Here is an 18,701-nt window from a genome sequence, read left to right on the forward strand (position 1 = left end):
GGCCCGGCCCTAGCCGCCGACGTCCTCCCGCCGCGCGTCGCACTCGAACCACACCGCCTTGCCCGGCGGCCGCACCTGCGACCCCCAGCGGTCCGTCACCGCCGCCACGAGCATCAACCCCCTCCCTCCCTCGTCGAGTTGGCCCGCCTCGCGCAGCACCGGCGGGCGCGGGTCCGGGTCCGTCACCTCGACCCGCAGCCCGCCCTCCAGGCGCAGGATCAGGAGCGAGCACCTGCGCCCCGGCACGTGCCGCACCACGTTCGCCAGCAGTTCGGTGGCGGCCAGTTCGGCCGCGTCCGCCGTCTCCGCCATGCCCCATTGCCGGGCGTAGGCCCGGATGATCCTGCGGATGTGGCGGGCCGAGTGGTCACCGACCGTGAAGAGGTTCAGGGCGTGCTGCATCGTGACTCCCGTAGGGGGTGGGCTGTCGAGCCCGATCAGCGTGCTGGCCTGCGGGGGTCCTCCGGGAGGGGGTGCGCGCCAACAACCCGGTCTGTTTTGCCGATGCCAACAAGTGGGAGCGTTGGGGGTGGAGTTCGGGGTGTTCGAGTGCCCCGCGCGGTCTTCTCTGGCTACCGTCGGTCACGGCGGGGAAATGAACCACGGCTCCTGTTGGGGGACGGCCATGGCACACATTCGGCAACTCGACCCGAGCGCGTCGCCGCTCGACCACTTCGGCTCCGAGCTGCGCTACTGGCGCGAGGCGGCGGGTTTCAGCCAGCCCCAGCTCGGCGCCAAGCTCTTCTGCACCGCGTCACTGATCGGCCAGATCGAGACCGCCCACAAGGTTCCGACCAGGGATTTCGCCGAGCGCGTGGACTCCGTCCTGGGGACCGGGGGAGCGTTCGCCCGCCTGGTGGGGCTGGTACTCCGGTCGCAGCTTCCGGCGTGGTTCCAGGAGTACGCGGGCCTGGAGGCGAAGGCGACGTACATCTCGACCTATCAGGCTCAGGTCGTGCACGGGCTGCTCCAGACGGAGGCGTACGCCCGTGCCGTCATCGAGTCGGCGCTGCCGGACAACCCGGAGGAACTGCTTGGCGCGCGGCTGGACCGGCAGCGCGTCCTGGACCGGAGGGTCCCACCTCAACTCTGGGTGGTTCTGGATGAGGCGGTGCTGGTCCGCAAGACCGGTGGCAGGGAAGTGATGTGGAACCAACTCGCCTACTTGTTGGGGTTCCGCAACAGCCGGACCGTGAAGATCCAGGTGCTGCCGTTCTTGGCAGGGCAACACGCCAGCCTCGCAGGGGCGTTCACCCTGATGCGATTCGAGAGCGATCCAGACATCCTCTACACGGAGGACTTCGCGCAGGGCCACGCGACGGCCAACCAAGAGATCCTCAGGGTCGGTTCGCTCAGTTACGCTCGCTTGCAGGCAACTGCCTTGTCCGTCGAGGACTCGGCAGCACTGATCAGCCGCGTAATGGAGGAGCGTTATGGGGATCGCGCAGAACCTGACGAGCGTGACCTGGCGTAAGTCGAGTTACAGCGGCAACGCAGGCGGCGAATGCGTCGAGTGCGCCCCCCTCGAAGGCGCCACCTGGCACAAGTCCTCGTACAGCAGTGACACCGGCGGGCAGTGCGTCGAGTACACCCCCCTCAACCCCCACATCGCCCTGCGCGACTCCAAGAACCCCGGCGCCGGGCTGATCACGGTCCGGGCCGAGGCGTTCGCGGGGCTGGTGCGGGCCGCTCGGCGCGGGGAGCTCTAGGAGCCGGTCAGCGCGGAATCGTCCAGCCCGGTGTCCAGGTCCCGGCACCCCCGTGCCCGGCCGTCGCGGCGAGGTGGGTGCGCAGGGTGGCCAGCGCCGGGTGGGGATTGTCGCGGTGCCAGAGGAGCGAGTGCGGATAGACGGGCGTCGGGTCGACGACGGGGATGCGGCGCAGGCCGTGGTCCGCGGGCCAGATGAGCCGGCTGTCCGCGCCCATGAAGGTGGCCAGGGCCGGGGTGTCGGAGATGGTGTCGAGGAGCGCGTCGGAGCCGAAGTTGGGGCCGGTCACCTCGATGGTGAGGCCGAACTCGGCGACGAGGTCGTCGTAGTAGGCGCCCCACTCGGTACCGGGGGCGATGCCGGGCATCCAGATCCGGTGCCCGGCGAGCTGGGCGAGGGTCACCGACCGGGCGCCCGCCAGCGCGTGGGCGGGGCCGGTGAGGAGCTGGAGCGACTCGTCGAGCACCCGGACGGAGGCGATGTCCTCGGGCAGGGGCCGACCGGGCGCGGCGACCGCGCGGAAGGACGCGTCGATCGCGCCGGAGCGGATGGCGGTGACGGCCGTCTCGATGTCGAACAGCATCATCACGTCGAGGTCGATCTCCGGGTGCGCGCGGTGGAAGCCGCGCATCAGGCCCGACTGCGCGCTGCGCGAGGCGATCACGTCGACGCGCAGCGGACGGCGGCCGGGACGCACCGACGCGCCCGCACGCTCGGCGACGCGCAGCAGCTCGCGCGCGTGCGGCAGGAACGCCTGACCGTCGATGGTGAGCCCGGCGCCGCGCGGGGCGCGCGTGAACAACCGCACGCCGAGATCCCGCTCCAGCGCGGCGACGCGCTTGGACACCGCCTGCTGGGTGATCGACAGGTCGGTGGCGGCCTTCTGGAACTGGCCCGCTTCCGCGACGGCGACAAAGGTGCGTACGGCTTCGAGGTCCACGCCGACCCACCTTAATGAACAACCGCTGGTTGTGGATCGATGGCGGGTCAGTTGTTTGACCTGCTGTTGTCCCGGCCGCTTACCTCTCACGGGTCAACGTCGGTTTGTTCGGATGAGACCTCACGGGAGTGCGCCGCGCATGGTGGGCAGGAGACGGTTGGGCCGGCCGTTCGGCTGGCTGTGGGCGTCGTACGCGGTGAGCGCCTACGGGTCCGGGCTGGGCTTCGGGGCGTTGCCGCTGATCGCCGTGCTGGTGCTGCGTGCCGGGCCCGCCGAGGTGTCCGCGCTGTCCGCGGTGGGGCCCGCGGTGGGTGCGCTGGTCGCGGTGCCGCTCGCGCCGTGGATGGAGTTCCGGCGCAAACGCCCGGTCATGATCATGATGGACCTGGTCCGGAGCGCGGCCATGGCGACGATCCCGCTGGCCTACGCCTTCGGACGGCTCGGCTTCGTCCAGCTCCTCGTGGTGTCGGCCGTGGTCGCCGCGGCCAAGATCGCCTTCAACGCGGCCAGCGGCGCCTACCTGAAGGCCCTCGTGCGGCCGGACGACCTGCTCGTGGCCAACGCGCGGTTCGAGTCCACCAACTGGAGCTCCATCGCGGTGGGGCCACCGCTGGGCGGCGCGGCGATCGGCCTGTTCGGGCCGGTCGTCACCGTGGTGGCCGACGCGCTCAGCTACCTCCTCTCCGCGCTGGGCATCACCGCGATCCGCGGCCGGGAAGAAGCGCCGCGACCGGTGGACAGGAGCCCGCTCCGGGCGGGTGCGCTGCTCGACGGCTGGCGGCACATCATGGGCCACCCCGGTCTGCGCCCGCTCTACCTCAACCAACTGCTCGTCGCCGGCCTGATCATGGCCACCGAGCCGCTGCTGGCCGTGCTCCTGCTGCGCCGGCTCGGCTTCCCGCCCTGGCAGTACGCCCTCGCCTTCGCCGCCCCCTGCCTCGGCGGACTCATCGGCTCCCGGCTGGCCCGCCGGGTCGTGGCCCGCTTCGGCCCGCACCGGGTCTTCCGGACCGTCGGCACCCTGCGCGCCGTCTGGCTGATCGGCCTGGCCCTCGTCCGCCCCGGCGTCGTCGGTCTCGTCACCGTGATCGCCGTCGAACTGGCGATCATCATCAACATGAGCCTGTACAGCCCGGTACTCGCCACCTACCGGCTCGCACACACCCCCGGGCATCTCGTCGCCCGCACCCTGTCCGCCTGGTCGATCGGTCAGCAGCTCGCCATCGCCGTCCTCACCGCGCTCGCCGGGCTGCTCGCCGACGTCACCGGCCCGCGCACCGCGCTCACGGTCGCGGGACTGCTCATCCTGACCACCCCGCTCCTGCTCCCCCGCCGGGACCCGACCGCCCGACCGCGGGGCGGTGGCGTGCCGCAGTGACATTTGTACGGGCCGAGTGAGGACGGCTCGCTCTGCCGGGCGACCCCCCTTCTCCGCGAAGCTCGGTGACGTCGGGAAGAACCCCGGCACCGACTTCAGGGGGACGGACATGAGCACGGACACGGCGACGGCGACGGCGACGGCTTCGGTTCAGCGGCACGTGGACTTCACGGGATCCGACGCCAAGGGACCCGGCGTCACGGGACCCGGCGTCAAGGGCTCCGACGTCAAGGGACTGCCCGCCTGGTATTTCCCCATCGCCGGCTGCTTCGTGGGCGTCTTCGACGTCGCCCGCGCCCACCCGACCGCGTACGCCGTGCTCCCCGTCCTGATCGTCCTCAACCTGACGCTCTCCCTCACCGTCCTCAAGACCCGGATGCGGCTCATGAAGGCGCTGTGGAAGAACAAGCGGACCCGGCTGCTCGCCCTCGGCCTGGTCGCCGTCCGCTTCGCCGTGCACGCGCTGCTCGGCGCGGCCGGATTCGCGGTCGGCACCGCCGCCGGCGGGGTGACCGTCGGCGTCGTGACGGGCCTGCTCGGCACCGCGATGGCCTACGGCGACCAGTGGCTGATCCTGCGCACCCTGCGCCGCGCTCAGTCCTGAGCGCCGGCGGCGGGCGGCGGGTCCTGCGGCGGCCCGTCAGGCTGCTCCCGGGCCCGCCGCCTGCGCACGTTCCGCATCCGCACGGCGGCGGCCAGCACGATCAGCGCGACCCCGACGGCGACCACCGTGATCGCGCCCGCCGACACCGAGGCGACGTCCACCTCGAACGTCATCGGCCCGCCCCACGGCCTGCCGTCGCTCGTCGTGTACAGCTGCGCGGTGAGCCGCGCCTTGCCGTTGGCCTTCGCGGTGACGGACAGCTGGTTGGTGTGGCTCGCCGAACCGGCCGCCTCCACCGCCAGCGTCGCGTCGTTGATCCGCAGCCGCTCCGCGTCGCTGGACGTCACCCGCAGTTCGAGGCCGGCGACCGGCTGCTGGAGGCCGTTGTCGACCGTCACCGGGATCGTGGCGTCGCCCGAGGTCACCGTGACCGTCGACTTCGGCACCAGCCGCAGCGACGCCTCCGACGTGCTCAGGAACGAACCCGTGCGCCGCTGGAACGTCTCCTGGTCCGTGTCGTCCAGCACCCGCCACGCCGTCGACAGGGCGCGGGCCATCGCCGCGTGCACGGACGCCGTGGTCGCCTTCGGGTCGGCGAGCACCTTCGACAGCGTGGCCAGCCCGTCCAGGTCCGCCGCCACCGCCCCGAGCTGCGCGGCCGTCAGCTCACCCGCCCGCAGCCGCGACGGATACCCCGACGGCGGCCCGGCCCGCCCGGCGACCGGGTCGTCGTCGACCGTCCTGATGCCCTCCGGGGTCAGCCAGCCGTCGTCGGAGCCCGAGTCCATCGCGGCGGCGAGCGCCTTCGCGGCGGTGCCGGACAGCCCGCGGGGCGGGACGACGACCGGGCGGGTGTTCGCCTTCAGGAGCGCGGTGATCCGGTCGACGGTCCTGGCGTCCGGGGTCTCGGCCCGCTCCGACGCGGACGGGGAGGGCGAGGGGGAGCCGCTCGCGCCCGAGCCGCTGGGCGACGCGGCGGGCGTCCCGCCGGACGGCGCCGTCGCACCCGGCGACGCCCCGGGGCTCGCCGACGCGTCCCCCGTCCCGTCCTGCCCCGGCTCCCGCCCCTTCTCCTGCTCCTTCTCCTGCTGCTTCTCCGGGTCCTTCTTCGCGTCCTTGATGCGGGCCAGCGCCGTCGTCACGTCCGTGTCGTACGGCAGCGCCGTGAGCGCGTCGTCGCCGGTGCCGAGGGTCACCGGGCCGCTGCCGGACGGGCCGAGGCCCTCGCCCGAGGCGAGCGTCCAGGTCAGGCCCAGCTCGACCGCGAGCCCGGTGATCCGGGTGTCGAGGGCGCCGTCGGCGGGCCAGCCCAGGCCGGTGCGGGTGCCGGTGCCGAGGATCGTGTCGACGCTCTTCCTGGTGTCCTCGCCGAGGTTCGCCACCACCTCGGCCAGGTCGTCGGTGTCGGCGGACGGATGATGGGCGAGCGAGGCCAGATCGGCGTCCGCGTACGGCAGCAGCCACACGTCGCGCCCGCGCACCGCGCCCTTCAGGTCGGCCAGCCAGTCGCGGGCGGCGCTCTGCCCGGTGCCCTGCGTGCTGTCCTGCGGATTGGAGGATGCGGCGCTGTCCGCGACGCGGTAGCCGCGCGCCATCGCCTGCGCGGCGAGCACCAGATCCGGGTCGACCACCCACGTCACCTCGCGGCCCTTTCCCGCCGCGACGACCTCGCGCAGCCGCCCGCCGTCCGCGAACAGCCCGGCCAGCTCGTCCGAGTCGAAGACCGCCCGCGCGTCGGCGCCCGAACCCAGCGCCGCCGCCGTCATGTGCGGGGTCGCCGTCACCGGCCACACCACGGCGGCGTGCCCGGCGTCCGCGCCGTCCCCGTCGGCGGCGTGCGCCGGCAGCCCGGCCGCCGACGCCCCCAGCACCACGGCGGACACGACCCAGGCCCGCGCCGCCCCGTACCTGGCCATGTGCGCCTCGTTCCTCCCGCTCGGTGTCCCGGAGGTTCGAGGTAACACCGTGGAGCGGGCGGTTGCGCGGACCGCGTCGCCCGGCGGCGCGTCGGTCCGCCGCCCCGCCCCCCGCCGCGTCAGCCCTCGGTGGCCTCCAGCACGGACCCCACCCGCAGCAGGTTCCCGTCCGGGTCGACGAGCGCGAACTCCCGCATCCCGTACACCGTGTCGTCGGGCTCCACCAGCCGCGGCGTCGCGTACGGGTCGGTGGTCAGGCCGGTCAGGCGCCACTGCGCGTACAGCGCGTCGGCGAGGTGCGCGCCGCCGTCGAGCCGCAGGTACGCCCCGTGCGCCGTGGTCAGCGGGTCGGTGCGGGGCGCGTGGAAGAAGTGCAGCTCGGCGTCGTCGCTCTCGAGGATCAGATAGCCGTCGTCGGGCAGGTGCGTGGTGGCCCCGAACCCCAGCGCGGCGTAGAAGTCGACGGTCCGCGACAGGACACGGCTCGGCATGATCGGTGCGACACGGCCGGTGAGGGGGGTGCGGGCGGTGCGGGACAAGGGGCCTCCCTGGGGCGCTCGGCGGGGGAGCGGGTGTCGCCCGATAGAGTGCGGCTCCCACGATGACGTCCTTGACGTCCTTGACGTCTTTTCCGTTTTCCCGAGCATGACGCACCCGGCACGAGGTACCAGGCAGTGACTCCCGCGCATCCGACACCCGTGACGGTCGTCGGGATCGGCGCCGACGGCTGGCCGGGCCTGCCGCCCGCCTCCCGGGCCGCGCTCGCCGCCGCCGAGGTCGTCATCGGCGGCCCGCGCCAGCTCGACCTGCTCCCGGCCGACGCCTGCCCCGGGGAGCGCGTCGCGTGGCCGTCACCGCTGCGGCCCGCCGTGCCCGGCCTCCTGGAGCGCCACCGGGGTGCCCGGATCGCGGTCCTGGCCAGCGGCGACCCCATGTTCTACGGCATCGGCCGCACCCTCACCGAGACGGCCGGCGCCGACGCGCTGCGGGTCCTGCCGCACCCGTCGTCCCTGTCCTACGCGTGCGCCCGTGTCGGCTGGCCGCTGGAGGGCACCGAGACGGTGTCGCTGGTGGGGCGCCCCCCGGACCGGCTCGCCGCCGCCCTGCACGACGGACGCCGGGTGCTGGTCCTGTCGGCGGGCGCGGACACCCCGGCGACCGTCGCCGCGCTGCTGACCGACCGGGGCTTCGGCCCGAGCCGGATGACCGTCCTGGAACAGCTCGGCGCGGAGACCGAGGCGGCGCACACCGGCGTGGCCGAGGACTGGACGCACCCGCCCGGCGACGCCCTGAACGTCATCGCCGTCGCGTGCGTCCGCGCCCCCGGCGCGCTGCGGCTCGGCGCGGTGCCGGGGCTGCCCGACGCCGCGTACGAGCACGACGGGCAGCTCACCAAGCGCCACGTGCGGGCCGCGACGCTGGCCGCGCTGGCGCCCGCCCCCGGCGAACTGCTCTGGGACATCGGCGGCGGCTCCGGCTCGATCGCCGTGGAGTGGCTGCGCACCCACCCGTCGTGCCGCGCGCACACCGTGGAACGCTCGGCGGAACGCGCCGCGCGCATCACCCGCAACGCGGCGCGCCTCGGCGTGCCCGGCCTGCACGTCGTCACCGGCGCCGCCCCGGCGGCCCTGGCCGAACTCCCGCCGCCCGACGCGGTGTTCATCGGCGGCGGGCTGACCGCGCCGGGCCTGCTCGACGCCTGCTGGCAGGCGCTGGGCGCGGGCGGACGGCTGGTCGCCAACACGGTGACGCTGGAGTCCGAGGGGCTGCTCACCGAGTGGTACCGGCGCCACGGCGGCGACCTGACGAGACTCTCCGTCGCCCACGCCGTGCCGGTCGGCGGCTTCACGGGCTGGCGGCAGGCGATGCCCGTCACCCAATGGTCAGCAACGAAAGCAGGGGCTGAGGAACGATGACCGTCCACTTCGTCGGAGCGGGCCCCGGCGCCGCCGACCTGATCACGCTGCGCGGCGCGCGCACCCTGGCCGCCTGCCAGGTGTGCCTGTACGCGGGCTCGCTGGTGCCGGCCGAACTGCTCGCCGAGTGCCCGCCGGGCGCCCGGCTGGTCGACACCGCCGACCTCGATCTCGACGCCATCGAAAGGGAGTTCGTCGCCGCGCACGCGGCCGGGCTCGACGTGGCCCGGCTGCACTCCGGCGACCCGTCGGTCTTCTCGGCGGTCGCGGAACAGATGCGCCGCCTGGACGCGCACGGCATCCCGTACGAGGTCGTGCCCGGGGTGCCCGCGTTCGCGGCGGCGGCGGCGGCCCTCAAGCGGGAACTGACGGTGCCGACGGTCGGCCAGACCGTCATCCTGACGCGCGTCGCCCAGCAGGCCACCCCCATGCCGCCCGGCGAGGACCTGGCGACGCTGGGCGCGTCCGGCGCCCTGCTGGTCCTGCACCTCGGCGCCCGCTACGTGGACCGCATCGTCGCGGAGCTGCTGCCGCACTACGGCGCCGACTGCCCCGCCGCGATCGTCGCCTACGCCAGCCGCCCCGACGAACTCGTGCTGCGCGGCACCCTCGGCGACATCGCGGACCGGCTCAAGGCGTCCGGCGTGCAGCGCACCGCCGTCATCCTGGTCGGCCGCACCCTCGCCGCCGCCCAGTTCCGCGACAGCCACCTGTACTCCGCGGACCGCGACCGGCACGCCTGCTGACGCGGAAAACGGCTACCGGCCCGGCCCGCCCGGCGCCTACCATCCGGGCATGCCCCGCCCCTCCGGCTTCACCTGCGAACAGCGGCCCGACGGCAGCGTCCTGATCACCCATCAGGGCCGCGCCGCCGGCACGCTGCGCGGCGCGCGCGCCGAGAAGTTCCTCGCCGAGGTCGCGGCGGGCGACGCCCAGTTGGTGATGGCGCGCTGGACCGGCGCCTACAAGCACGGCAACGAACGCACGGCGCGCGACCACCCCCGCAACCGCAGGCCCTAGCCCCCGGCTCGCCGCCGGCCCGACGGCGGCGCGGGACCGGCCGCCGGGCCCGCGCGGCTAGCGGGCGGTGACGCTGTCCCCGCCGGCCGTCGCCGTGGCGGTGGTGCCGGTCCCGGCGAACTTCCAGCGCCAGGTGCCGGACGCCTTCGCCGTGACCTTCGTCCTCAGCCCGCCCCTGCTGTCCGTGGTCACCGTCTTGACGGTGGCGTACGAGGAGCTGCCGGACTTCTTGAACTGGAGCGCGACGTGCTGCGCGGCGAACCCGGCGTACGTGTTCTTGTTCCAGTCCGCCCGGGTCAGGGCGCCGGTGACGGTGAGGGTGCGGCCCTTGGCGACGGGCTCCGGGCCCGCCTTGGTGACGGACAGCTTCGCGTACCGCTTGACCTTGACCGACTTGCTGCTGTCCAGCGTGTAGAAGTCCTGGTCCTTGGCGGCGGCCTCGGCGTCCAGCACCCAGGTGCCGGCCTCGGCGTTCCTCAGGTCGGCGTAGTCGTCGGAGTCGTTCGCGTCCAGCACGTACTTCCAGACGCACTTCATCGTCGTCGACGTCGGACGGGAGCACGAGCCGTCGTCGGGGAAGGCGATGTGCCGGTCGGGGCTGACCAGCTTGCCGCCGTAGATGCCGCTGATCCCCGAGTCGTCCTTGGCGGTCGCCGTGACGGTGAGGGTCTGTGCCGCGCTGACCCCGACGTTCACGGTCGACCTGCTGAAGGTCACCGACGTGAAGCGGGTGTCGCCCTTGTGGCTGTCCGCGTGCGCGGCGGGCGCGACGACGGCGAGCAGGGTCAGGGTGCCGCACGCGGCGGTGGCGGCCGTTCTGAATCGCATGGTTCTCCCAGCGGGAATGAGCCGGATCTCGGTCCGGGCGAGAAGGAGACACCCGGCGGGGCCGCTTGGTTGTACGGGGTGCGGCGGGAGGGCCGTGCGGCGGTGTGTTTGAGTGGCCGTGCCCTGTCGTCGCCGCCCCCTGGAGCCCCCCTTGCCGCACGTCCTCGTCCTCGGCGGGACCACCGAGGCCCGTCGGCTGGCCGGCGTGCTGGCCGGTGTGCCGGACGGGCGGCTGCGGGTCACCAGCTCGCTCGCGGGGCGGGTCGCCGCGCCCCGGCTGCCCGTCGGCGAGGTGCGGGTCGGGGGATTCGGCGGGGTGGACGGGCTCGTCCGGTGGGTGCGGACGCACGGGGTGGACGCCGTGGTCGACGCCACCCATCCGTTCGCGGAGCGGATCAGCCTCAACGCCGCGCGGGCCGCCGCCGTCACCGGGGTCCCGCTGCTCGCGCTGCGCCGGCCCGGCTGGAGCGCGCGGGACGGCGACGACTGGCGGGAGGCCGGATCGCTGGCGGAGGCGGCGCGGGCCGTCGCCGGGTACGAGCGGGTGTTCCTCACCACCGGGCGGCAGGGGCTCGCCGCGTTCGCGGACGTCACCGGCGCCCACTTCCTCGTACGGGCCGTGGACCCGCCCGAGCCGCCGTTCCCGCCGCGCATGGACGTGCTGCTGGACCGCGGGCCGTTCACGCTGGACGGCGAGCGGGCGATCCTGGCCCGGCACCGCATCGACGTCCTCGTCACCAAGGACAGCGGCGGCGCCGCCACCGCGCCCAAGCTGACCGCCGCCCGCGAGGCCGGCGTCCCGGTCGTCGTCGTGCGGCGGCCCCCCGCGCCGGAGGGCGTGCCGGCGGCGGCCACCGTGGCGGAGGCCGCCGCCTGGGTTCAGACGGTCGCGGGCGTCTCCGGATAGCGGCGCGGGGTCCACGCGACGGCGCCGCCGGCGCCCCGGGCCACCGCCCGGGTCTGCGACGAACCGACGATCAGCAGCGTCCGCATGTCGACCGACCCCGGGTCCAGATCGGCCAGCGCCACCACGCGCACCGCCTCCTCGGGGCCGCCGACGTCCCGGGCGACCACCACGGGCGTGTCCGGCGCCCGGTGTTCGAGGAACAGCTCGCGGGCCTTCGCCACCTGCCAGGTGCGGCTGCGCGAACCGGGGTTGTACAGCGCCACGACCAGGTCGGCGGCGGCCGCCGCGTGCAGCCGCTCCGCGATCACCTCCCACGGCTTCAGCCGGTCGGACAGCGAGATCGTCGCGTAGTCGTGGCCGAGCGGGGCGCCCGCCCGCGCCGCCGCCGCGTTGGCCGCCGTGACCCCCGGCAGGACGCGCACCGGAAGATCCGCGTACCGCTCCTCGCAGGCCACCTCGAGGACTGCCGTCGCCATCGCGAAGACGCCCGGGTCGCCGCCCGACACGACCGCGACCCGGCGTCCGCGCCGGGCCAGCTCCAGGGCGAACTCGGCGCGCTCCGACTCCACCTTGTTGTCCGAACCGTGCCGCCGCTGCCACGGCCGGACCGGCACCCGGTCCAGGTACGTCGTGTAGCCGACCAGGTCGTCGCAGTTGGCCAGCGCGCCGCGCGACTCCGGCGTCAGCCAGGGCGCCCCCGCGGGGCCGGTGCCGACCACCACGACCTCGCCGCGCCCCGGCGCCTGGGCCGGACCGGTCTCCACCCGCGACGGCAGCACCGCGACCGAGAAGTACGGGACGGTGTCCGGGTCGACGTCGGCGAGCGGGCCGGTCCGCTCGCCCGCCATGAACGCCCGCTCCACGTACCGGGCGTCGTCGAGCCGGCCCGAACTCTCCAGCGCGGCCCGGACCTTGGTGAAGGTGCGGCCCAGCTTCATCACGACCGCCGAGTCCGCCGCCGCGAGCCGCGCCGCCAGCTCGTCCTCGTCCAGCGTCCCCGGGATGACGGTCAGCGTCTCCTTGTCCTCGCACAGGGGCTGCCCGAGCCGGGCCGCCGCGGCGCTGACCGAGGTGACACCGGGGATGACCACCGTGTCGTAGCGGTCCGCGAGCCGCTTGTGCATGTGCTGGTACGAGCCGTAGAAGAACGGGTCGCCCTCCGCGAGCACCGCGACCGTGCGGCCCGCGTCCAGATGCGCGGCGAGGGTGCCCGCCGCCTGCGCGTAGAAGTCGTCGAGCGCGCCCCGGTAGCCGCCCGGGTGGTCCGTCGTCTCCACGGTGAGCGGATACATCAGCCGCTCCTCGATCTGGTCGTCGCGCAGGTACGGCGCGGCGATCGAGCGGGCGATGGACCGGCCGTGCCGGGCGCAGTGGTACGCGATGACGTCGGCCTCGCCGATCGCCTTCACGGCCGCCACGGTCAGCAGTTCCGGGTCGCCGGGCCCGAGCCCCACCCCGTACAGCCGGCCCGTGCCCGCGCGGGTCGCAGCGGTCTCGCTCATGCCCGGTCCTCCAGGATCTCCGCCTCGGTCGCTATCGCGTTCAGTGCCGCGGCCGTCATCGCGCTGCCGCCGCGCCGGCCCCGCACGACCAGGTATTCCAGGCCGAGACCGGACGCGGCGAGCGCGTCCTTCGACTCGGCGGCGCCGACGAAGCCGACCGGGATGCCGAGGACCGCCGCCGGACGCGGGGCGCCTGCGGCGATCATCTCCAGGAGGTGGAACAGGGCGGTGGGGGCGTTGCCGATCGCCACGACGGAGCCGTCGAGGCGGTCGCGCCACAGCTCCAGCGCGGCGGCGCTGCGCGTGGTGCCCAACTCGGCGGCCAGCGCCGGTACTCCGGGCGCGTCGAGGGTGCAGAGCACCTCGTTGTCCGCGGGCAGCCGCCTGCGGGTGACGCCGCTCGCGACCATCCGGGCGTCGCACAGGATCGGCGCCCCGGCCCGCAGGGCCGCGCGGGCCTTCGCCACCACGCTGGGGGAGTGCGCGATGTCCGGTACGAGATCCACCTGGCCGCAGGCGTGGATCATGCGGACCGCGACCTGGGCGACATCGGCGGGCAGCGCGGCCAGGCCGGCCGCGGCCTCGGCGCGGATGGTGGCGAAGGACTCGCGGTAGATCGCCGCGCCGTCCTTCTCGTAGTCGTACAGGGACATGGGGTTCGGCTCTCTCAACGGGGGTCTGGGGCAAGGGTGGTGGTGTCGTAGCCGCCGTCCGGGCGGGCCGTGACGTCCACGTAGGTCCCGGCCGGGCGGCCGCAGCGGCGGGCGCAGCCGGACCAGTAGGTGGGCAGGACCGGGTGGGCCCCGGCCAGCGCGGCCGTGGCGTCGGCGCGGACGTCGGTGTGGGACCGGGCGCAGCCGGGCCGGCCGATGCAGGCGCCGACGCGGGTCCAGGGGGTGTCGGGGGGCGGTTCGTGTTCGGTGGCGCCGGGGATGACGACCCGGCGCCAGGGGGTGAGCCTGAGCTCCCGCGCGGGCAGCCCGGCCGCCCGGTCGACCAGCGCCGCCCAGCGGTCGGGGCCGGCGGTGCCGAAGGGGAGCGGGATCCCGGGCACCGCCGCGCCCCCGGTCCGCTCCCCGCGCTCGCGCTCCCCGTGCTCCGGCGCGCCGGCTCCGGACCAGCCGGCCCCGCCGACGGCCGGGGAGCCGGGTCCGGGCCGGTTCAGAAGAGCCGTCAACGCGGCTGTGGACAGGCCCAGTTCGCGGACCCGCCACACCCGGCGGCCGGAGACCTCCCGCGCCGCCGCCACGAACACCTCGGCGGCGCGCACGGCGGCCCGCGCCGCGTCCTCGTACGGCAGGCGGAGCGACGCGCCCCCGACGGACAGCAGCCCGTCGCCCCCGGGCAGCCCCCGCACCAGGACGTCGGGGCCGAGCCCGGCGACGTCCCCGCGCCCGTCGTCCAGGGCGAAGAGGAAGCGGCCCGACAGCTCCGGCGTGACGGGGCTCGCGCACAGCGCCGCGTCCAGCTCCCGCAGCCAGCCCCGCACGTCCACGTGCCCGCCGCCGTCGAGCCCCGACATCGGCGAGGCGACCACGTTGCGCACCCGCTCGTGCGCCGGTGACGGCAGCAGCCCGGCCGCGCCGAGCGCGTCCGCGAGCTCCCCGCCGCACCCGTCGCGCAGCCCGCGCAGTTGCACGTTCCCGCGCGACGTGAGGTGCAGCGACCCGTCCCCGAGCCGCCCCGCGAGCCCGCCCAGCGCCCGCGCCTGCGCCACCGTGAGGACCCCGCCGGGAATCCGCACCCGCGCCAGGGAACCGTCGTCCGCCGCGTGCAGCCGCAGCGCGCCCGGGCAGGCGTCGCCCCGGCCGGGATCAGCGGATATGTGAGTGGGGGACATGCCGGGGAGCATACCCATGGGCCTGTGACGAGCACCCCGTACCGGGGCGGGGCCCCGCCCCGTACGATGGCGCACAGACCAACATCGCCAGCGACGGCGACAGGGGAGGAAGCCGGTGCGAGTCCGGCGCGGTCCCGCCACTGTGAGTCCCGTGCCCCGGCACGGGACGAGCCAGGAACTCCTGCCGTCGAACGACCACCCGGGGCGCGGACACCCCGAGGAAGGCCAGCCGACGCATGCCCCAGCAGCTGCTGCTCCTGTCGACCTCCGACACCGACCTGCTCAGCGCCCGAGCGGCGGACACCGCCGACGCCGGGACCCCGGCCCCGGTCGAGTACCGCTTCGCGAACCCCTCCCGGATCACCGTCGAGCACGACCTCGACGCGCTCCTCGACGGCGCCGACCTCGTCGTCGTCCGGCTGCTCGGCGGTGTCCGCGCCTGGCAGGACGGCATCGACCGGCTGACCGCCGCCGGGGTGCCGCTGGTCGTCCTCACCGGCGAACAGGCCCCGGACGCCCAGCTGATGGCGGCCTCCACGGTGCCCGTCGGCATCGCGGCCGAGGCCCACAAGTACCTGGCGCACGGCGGCCCGGAGAACCTGGCGCAGCTCGCCCGCTTCCTCTCCGACACCGTGCTGCTCACCGGCCACGGCTTCGACCCGCCGCGGCCCGCGCCCTCCTGGGGCCCGCTGGAGCGCCCGGTCGGCGCCGCCGACGGCCCCACGGTCGCCGTGCTCTACTACCGCGCCCACCACATGAGCGGCAACACCGCCTTCGTGCACACCCTGTGCGACGCGATCGAGGCCGCCGGCGCCCGCCCGCTGCCGCTGTACGTGGCGTCGCTGCGCACCCCCGAACCCGCGCTGATCGAGGCGCTGAGCGGCGCCGGAGCCATCGTCACCACCGTCCTCGCGGCGGGCGGCACCCGCCCCGCCGAGGCGAGCGCGGGCGGCGACGACGAGGCGTGGGACGCGGGCGCGCTCACCGGTCTCGACGTGCCGATCCTCCAGGCGCTGTGCCTGACCTCGTCCCGCGCGGACTGGGCGGAGAACGACGAGGGCGTCTCCCCGCTCGACGCGGCCACCCAGATCGCCGTGCCGGAGTTCGACGGCCGCCTGATCACCGTCCCGTTCTCCTTCAAGGAGATCGACGAGGACGGGCTGCCCGCCTACATCGGCGACCCCGAGCGCGCCGCCCGCGTCGCCGGGATCGCGGTGCGCCACGCCCGCCTCCGGCACATACCCGCCCGGGACAAGAAGCTCGCGCTGGTCCTGTCCGCGTACCCGACCAAGCACTCCCGGATCGGCAACGCGGTGGGCCTCGACACCCCCGCCTCCGCGATCGTGCTGCTCAAGCGGCTCATCGCCGAGGGCTACGACTTCGGGGACGGCGCCGACCTCCCCGGCCTCGCCTCCGGCGACGGCGACGAACTGATCCGCGCGCTCATCGACGCCGGCGGCCACGACCAGGAGTGGCTGACCGAGGAGCAGCTGGCCCGCAACCCGGTCCGCATCCCGGCCGCCGACTACAAGCGCTGGTACGCGACGCTGCCGCGGGAGCTGCGGGACGCCGTCGAGCGGCACTGGGGCCCGCCGCCCGGCGAGATGTTCCTCGACCGCAGCCGGGTCGGGCACGGCGGCGACCCGGAGGGCGACATCGTCCTCGCCGGACTGCGCCGCGGGAACCTGCTCGTCCTCATCCAGCCGCCGCGCGGCTTCGGCGAGAACCCCATCGCGATCTACCACGACCCCGATCTGCCGCCGTCCCACCACTACTTGGCGGCCTACCGCTGGATCGCGGCGCCCGCCGCCGACGGCGGCTTCGGCGCCGACGCGATGATCCACCTCGGCAAGCACGGCAACCTGGAGTGGCTGCCCGGCAAGAACGCCGGCCTGTCCGCCGCCTGCGCGCCCGACGCGGCCCTCGGCGACCTGCCGCTGGTGTACCCGTTCCTCGTGAACGACCCGGGCGAGGGCACCCAGGCCAAGCGCCGGGTGCACGCCACCCTCATCGACCACCTGGTGCCGCCGATGGCGCGCGCCGACTCCTACGGCGACATCGCGCGCCTGGAGCAACTCCTCGACGAATACGCGCAGATCAGCGCGATGGACCCGGCGAAGCTGCCCGCGATCCGCGCCCAGATCTGGACGCTGATCCAGGCCGCGAGGCTCGACCACGACCTCGGGCTCGAGGCGCGGCCCGACGACGACGGCTTCGACGACTTCCTGCTGCACGTCGACGGCTGGCTGTGCGAGGTCAAGGACGCGCAGATCCGCGACGGGCTGCACGTGCTCGGGCAGGCGCCGACCGGCGCCGACCGGGTCAATCTGGTGCTCGCCATCCTGCGGGCGCGGCAGATCTGGGGCGGGAGCTCGGCGCTTCCCGGGCTGCGCGAGGCGCTCGGGCTCGACGAGTCGAAGGCGACCCGCACCGACGCCGATGCCGCCGAGGCGGCGGCCCGCGCTCTCGTCGAGGCCATGGAGGCCGGGGGCTGGGACCCCGAGGGCGTTCCCGCCGCGATCGAGCTGGCGTCCCGGGGCCCCGCCCCGGTCCCCGCTCCCCGGTCGCCGGAGGGGCCCGGTGCGGGGGCGGACGACGCCGTCGCCGCCATCCTCACCTTCGCCGCCCGCGAGGTCGTGCCCCGGCTCGACGCCACCACCGCCGAACTCGACCACTCCGTGCGGGCGCTGGAAGGCCGCTTCGTGCCCGCCGGGCCGTCCGGGTCGCCGCTGCGCGGGCTGGTCAACGTGCTGCCGACCGGGCGGAACTTCTACTCCGTCGACCCCAAGGCCGTCCCCTCCCGGCTCGCCTGGGAGACCGGGCAGGCGCTCGCCGAGTCGCTGGTGGACCGCTACCGGCAGGACAACGACGGGCGGTACCCGACGTCCGTCGGCCTCTCCCTGTGGGGCACCAGCGCGATGCGCACGGCGGGCGACGACATCGCGGAGGCGTTCGCGCTGCTCGGCGTCCGCCCGGTGTGGGACGACGCCTCGCGCCGGGTCACGGGCCTGGAGCCGATCCCGTACGAGGAGCTGGGCCGCCCGCGCATCGACGTCACCCTGCGCATCTCCGGGTTCTTCCGCGACGCGTTCCCGCACACCATCGGGCTGCTCGACGACGCGGTGCGGCTCGCGGCCTCCCTCGACGAGCCCGCCGAGCACAACCACGTCCGCGCCCACACCCAGGCCGACCTCGCCGAGCACGGCGACGAGCGCCGCGCGACGACCCGCATCTTCGGCTCCCGGCCCGGCACCTACGGCGCGGGCCTGCTCCAGCTCATCGACTCCAAGGACTGGCGCACCGACGCCGACCTCGCCGAGGTCTACACGGTGTGGGGCGGCTACGCGTACGGGCGCGGGCTCGACGGGAAGGCGGCCCGCGGCGAGATGGAGACCGCCTACCGGCGGATCGCCGTCGCCGCGAAGAACACCGACACCCGCGAGCACGACATCGCCGACTCGGACGACTACTTCCAGTACCACGGCGGCATGGTCGCCACCGTGCGCGCGCTGCGCGGCACCGCGCCCGAGGCGTACATCGGCGACTCGACGCGCCCCGAGACGGTCCGCACCCGCACCCTGGTCGAGGAGACCAGCCGCGTCTTCCGGGCCCGGGTCGTGAACCCCAGGTGGATCGAGGCGATGCGCCGCCACGGCTACAAGGGCGCCTTCGAACTCGCCGCCACGGTGGACTACTTGTTCGGCTACGACGCCACGACCGGCGTCATCGCCGACTGGATGTACGACAAGCTCACGGAGACGTACGTCCTCGACGAGACGAACCGCCGGTTCCTGTCCGAGGCCAACCCCTGGGCCCTGCACGGCATCGCCGAGCGGCTCCTGGAGGCCGAGTCGCGCGGCATGTGGGAGAAGCCGGACCCGCAGGTCCTCGAAGCGCTGCGGCAGGTGTACCTGGAGACCGAGGGCGACCTGGAGTCCGACGAGTAGCCCGGCCGCCGAAAGGTTGTACGGGGTCCGCGCGAAAGATGTCACAGCCGTCGCGCCGCCGATATTCCTCCCCGCGGGCCCCCGGGGTGACTTACGATGCTGCCGTCTTAGAGCCCGCGTTGACCCGTGGCGTCCCCGGTGGGGGTGATCCGGGGCCCGGACGTCCGTGAGCTCTCGCAGCCCGTACCGGCGGC

General features: G+C 74.7%; 17 protein-coding genes and 1 riboswitch. Of the genes, 9 read left to right on the forward strand and 8 right to left on the reverse strand.

Annotated features, from left to right (window positions below; genetic code table 11):
• Positions 1-9: 9 nt before the first annotated feature.
• On the reverse strand, positions 10-402 hold the full coding sequence (locus ACIP5K_RS12485) for an ATP-binding protein (protein WP_401408311.1): 393 nt from the start codon (positions 400-402) through the stop codon (positions 10-12).
• Positions 403-625: 223 nt separating this feature from the next.
• On the opposite strand from ACIP5K_RS12485, the gene ACIP5K_RS12490 reads away from it, so the two are divergent.
• Together ACIP5K_RS12490 and ACIP5K_RS12495 are read left to right on the forward strand one after the other, a co-directional pair.
• On the forward strand, positions 626-1,474 hold the full coding sequence (locus ACIP5K_RS12490; protein ID WP_401408313.1) for a Scr1 family TA system antitoxin-like transcriptional regulator: 849 nt from the start codon (positions 626-628) through the stop codon (positions 1,472-1,474).
• Positions 1,461-1,709, forward strand: a complete 249-nt coding sequence (locus ACIP5K_RS12495; protein WP_401408315.1) for a DUF397 domain-containing protein — start codon at positions 1,461-1,463, stop codon at positions 1,707-1,709. Before ACIP5K_RS12490 ends, ACIP5K_RS12495 begins: the two co-directional genes overlap by 14 nt.
• Before the next feature lie 7 nt (positions 1,710-1,716).
• Here ACIP5K_RS12495 and ACIP5K_RS12500 read toward each other — a convergent pair whose 3' ends face one another.
• Positions 1,717-2,649, reverse strand: a complete 933-nt coding sequence (locus tag ACIP5K_RS12500) for a LysR family transcriptional regulator (protein WP_401408317.1) — start codon at positions 2,647-2,649, stop codon at positions 1,717-1,719.
• Between the two features lie 139 nt (positions 2,650-2,788).
• Here ACIP5K_RS12500 and ACIP5K_RS12505 point away from each other — a divergent pair, with 139 nt between their 5' ends.
• Positions 2,789-4,027, forward strand: coding sequence for an MFS transporter (locus ACIP5K_RS12505; protein WP_401408319.1), 1,239 nt, complete (start codon positions 2,789-2,791; stop codon positions 4,025-4,027).
• A gap of 109 nt (positions 4,028-4,136) precedes the next feature.
• Positions 4,137-4,631 carry a hypothetical protein gene (locus ACIP5K_RS12510; protein ID WP_401408321.1) on the forward strand — a complete coding sequence of 165 codons (495 nt, stop codon included), beginning with the start codon at positions 4,137-4,139 and terminating at the stop codon, positions 4,629-4,631.
• Here ACIP5K_RS12510 and ACIP5K_RS12515 read toward each other — a convergent pair.
• Together ACIP5K_RS12515 and ACIP5K_RS12520 are read right to left on the reverse strand one after the other, a co-directional pair.
• Positions 4,622-6,547 (reverse strand): DUF6049 family protein, encoded by a 1,926-nt coding sequence (locus ACIP5K_RS12515; RefSeq protein ID WP_401408323.1) that lies wholly within the window; start codon positions 6,545-6,547, stop codon positions 4,622-4,624. The genes ACIP5K_RS12510 and ACIP5K_RS12515 overlap by 10 nt on opposite strands.
• Before the next feature lie 119 nt (positions 6,548-6,666).
• A complete protein-coding gene (locus ACIP5K_RS12520) occupies positions 6,667-7,086 on the reverse strand; it encodes a bleomycin resistance protein (protein WP_401408325.1) in 420 nt (139 codons plus the stop codon).
• Between the two features lie 135 nt (positions 7,087-7,221).
• Here ACIP5K_RS12520 and cbiE point away from each other — a divergent pair, with 135 nt between their 5' ends.
• The 3 genes from cbiE to ACIP5K_RS12535 are packed head-to-tail and all read left to right on the forward strand — an operon-like array spanning position 7,222 to position 9,483.
• Positions 7,222-8,463 carry a precorrin-6y C5,15-methyltransferase (decarboxylating) subunit CbiE gene (gene cbiE / locus ACIP5K_RS12525; RefSeq protein WP_401408327.1) on the forward strand — a complete coding sequence of 414 codons (1,242 nt, stop codon included), beginning with the start codon at positions 7,222-7,224 and terminating at the stop codon, positions 8,461-8,463.
• Complete coding sequence (cobM, locus tag ACIP5K_RS12530; protein WP_401408329.1) at positions 8,460-9,209, forward strand: precorrin-4 C(11)-methyltransferase; 750 nt, start codon at positions 8,460-8,462, stop codon at positions 9,207-9,209. The genes cbiE and cobM overlap by 4 nt, the downstream gene beginning before the upstream one ends.
• 49 nt (positions 9,210-9,258) lie before the next feature.
• Positions 9,259-9,483, forward strand: coding sequence for a hypothetical protein (locus ACIP5K_RS12535; RefSeq protein WP_401408331.1), 225 nt, complete (start codon positions 9,259-9,261; stop codon positions 9,481-9,483).
• Between the two features lie 57 nt (positions 9,484-9,540).
• Here ACIP5K_RS12535 and ACIP5K_RS12540 read toward each other — a convergent pair whose 3' ends face one another.
• Positions 9,541-10,311: a calcium-binding protein gene (locus ACIP5K_RS12540; protein WP_401408333.1), complete on the reverse strand. Its 771-nt coding sequence runs from the start codon at positions 10,309-10,311 to the stop codon at positions 9,541-9,543.
• 151 nt (positions 10,312-10,462) lie between these two features.
• Between ACIP5K_RS12540 and ACIP5K_RS12545 the strand changes: the two genes are divergently transcribed.
• Positions 10,463-11,218: a cobalt-precorrin-6A reductase gene (locus ACIP5K_RS12545; protein ID WP_401408335.1), complete on the forward strand. Its 756-nt coding sequence runs from the start codon at positions 10,463-10,465 to the stop codon at positions 11,216-11,218.
• Here the strand turns inward: ACIP5K_RS12545 and ACIP5K_RS12550 are convergent.
• The 3 genes from ACIP5K_RS12550 to ACIP5K_RS12560 are packed head-to-tail and all read right to left on the reverse strand — an operon-like array spanning position 11,191 to position 14,560.
• Complete coding sequence (locus ACIP5K_RS12550; RefSeq protein ID WP_401408337.1) at positions 11,191-12,720, reverse strand: precorrin-2 C(20)-methyltransferase; 1,530 nt, start codon at positions 12,718-12,720, stop codon at positions 11,191-11,193. The genes ACIP5K_RS12545 and ACIP5K_RS12550 overlap by 28 nt on opposite strands.
• Positions 12,717-13,373, reverse strand: coding sequence for a precorrin-8X methylmutase (locus tag ACIP5K_RS12555; RefSeq protein WP_401408339.1), 657 nt, complete (start codon positions 13,371-13,373; stop codon positions 12,717-12,719). The genes ACIP5K_RS12550 and ACIP5K_RS12555 overlap by 4 nt, the downstream gene beginning before the upstream one ends.
• 14 nt (positions 13,374-13,387) lie before the next feature.
• The gene (locus tag ACIP5K_RS12560; RefSeq protein WP_401408341.1) at positions 13,388-14,560 is read right to left on the reverse strand and encodes a cobalamin biosynthesis protein CobG; all 1,173 of its coding nucleotides are present in this window, start codon (positions 14,558-14,560) and stop codon (positions 13,388-13,390) included.
• A gap of 105 nt (positions 14,561-14,665) precedes the next feature.
• Positions 14,666-14,741: riboswitch (cobalamin riboswitch) on the forward strand.
• Between the two features lie 55 nt (positions 14,742-14,796).
• On the opposite strand from ACIP5K_RS12560, the gene cobN reads away from it, so the two are divergent.
• Positions 14,797-18,507 (forward strand): cobaltochelatase subunit CobN, encoded by a 3,711-nt coding sequence (gene cobN / locus ACIP5K_RS12565; RefSeq protein ID WP_401408343.1) that lies wholly within the window; start codon positions 14,797-14,799, stop codon positions 18,505-18,507.
• Positions 18,508-18,701: the final 194 nt, after the last annotated feature.

This window comes from Streptomyces sp. NPDC088785 (assembly GCF_044750685.1).
In the GTDB taxonomy this organism is placed as follows: Bacteria; Actinomycetota; Actinomycetes; order Streptomycetales; family Streptomycetaceae; genus Streptomyces.

What these genes read in the sequence shown, in the direction of transcription:
- ACIP5K_RS12485 (WP_401408311.1), bottom strand. Translation starts at nt 402, where the DNA reads ATGCAGCACGCCCTGAACCTCTTCACGGTCGGTGACCACTCGGCCCGC.
- ACIP5K_RS12490 (WP_401408313.1), top strand. Translation starts at nt 626, where the DNA reads ATGGCACACATTCGGCAACTCGACCCGAGCGCGTCGCCGCTCGACCAC.
- ACIP5K_RS12505 (WP_401408319.1), top strand. Translation starts at nt 2,789, where the DNA reads ATGGTGGGCAGGAGACGGTTGGGCCGGCCGTTCGGCTGGCTGTGGGCG.
- ACIP5K_RS12510 (WP_401408321.1), top strand. Translation starts at nt 4,137, where the DNA reads ATGAGCACGGACACGGCGACGGCGACGGCGACGGCTTCGGTTCAGCGG.
- ACIP5K_RS12515 (WP_401408323.1), bottom strand. Translation starts at nt 6,547, where the DNA reads ATGGCCAGGTACGGGGCGGCGCGGGCCTGGGTCGTGTCCGCCGTGGTG.
- cobM (WP_401408329.1), top strand. Translation starts at nt 8,460, where the DNA reads ATGACCGTCCACTTCGTCGGAGCGGGCCCCGGCGCCGCCGACCTGATC.
- ACIP5K_RS12535 (WP_401408331.1), top strand. Translation starts at nt 9,259, where the DNA reads ATGCCCCGCCCCTCCGGCTTCACCTGCGAACAGCGGCCCGACGGCAGC.
- ACIP5K_RS12540 (WP_401408333.1), bottom strand. Translation starts at nt 10,311, where the DNA reads ATGCGATTCAGAACGGCCGCCACCGCCGCGTGCGGCACCCTGACCCTG.
- ACIP5K_RS12550 (WP_401408337.1), bottom strand. Translation starts at nt 12,720, where the DNA reads ATGAGCGAGACCGCTGCGACCCGCGCGGGCACGGGCCGGCTGTACGGG.
- ACIP5K_RS12555 (WP_401408339.1), bottom strand. Translation starts at nt 13,373, where the DNA reads ATGTCCCTGTACGACTACGAGAAGGACGGCGCGGCGATCTACCGCGAG.
- ACIP5K_RS12560 (WP_401408341.1), bottom strand. Translation starts at nt 14,560, where the DNA reads ATGTCCCCCACTCACATATCCGCTGATCCCGGCCGGGGCGACGCCTGC.
- cobN (WP_401408343.1), top strand. Translation starts at nt 14,797, where the DNA reads ATGCCCCAGCAGCTGCTGCTCCTGTCGACCTCCGACACCGACCTGCTC.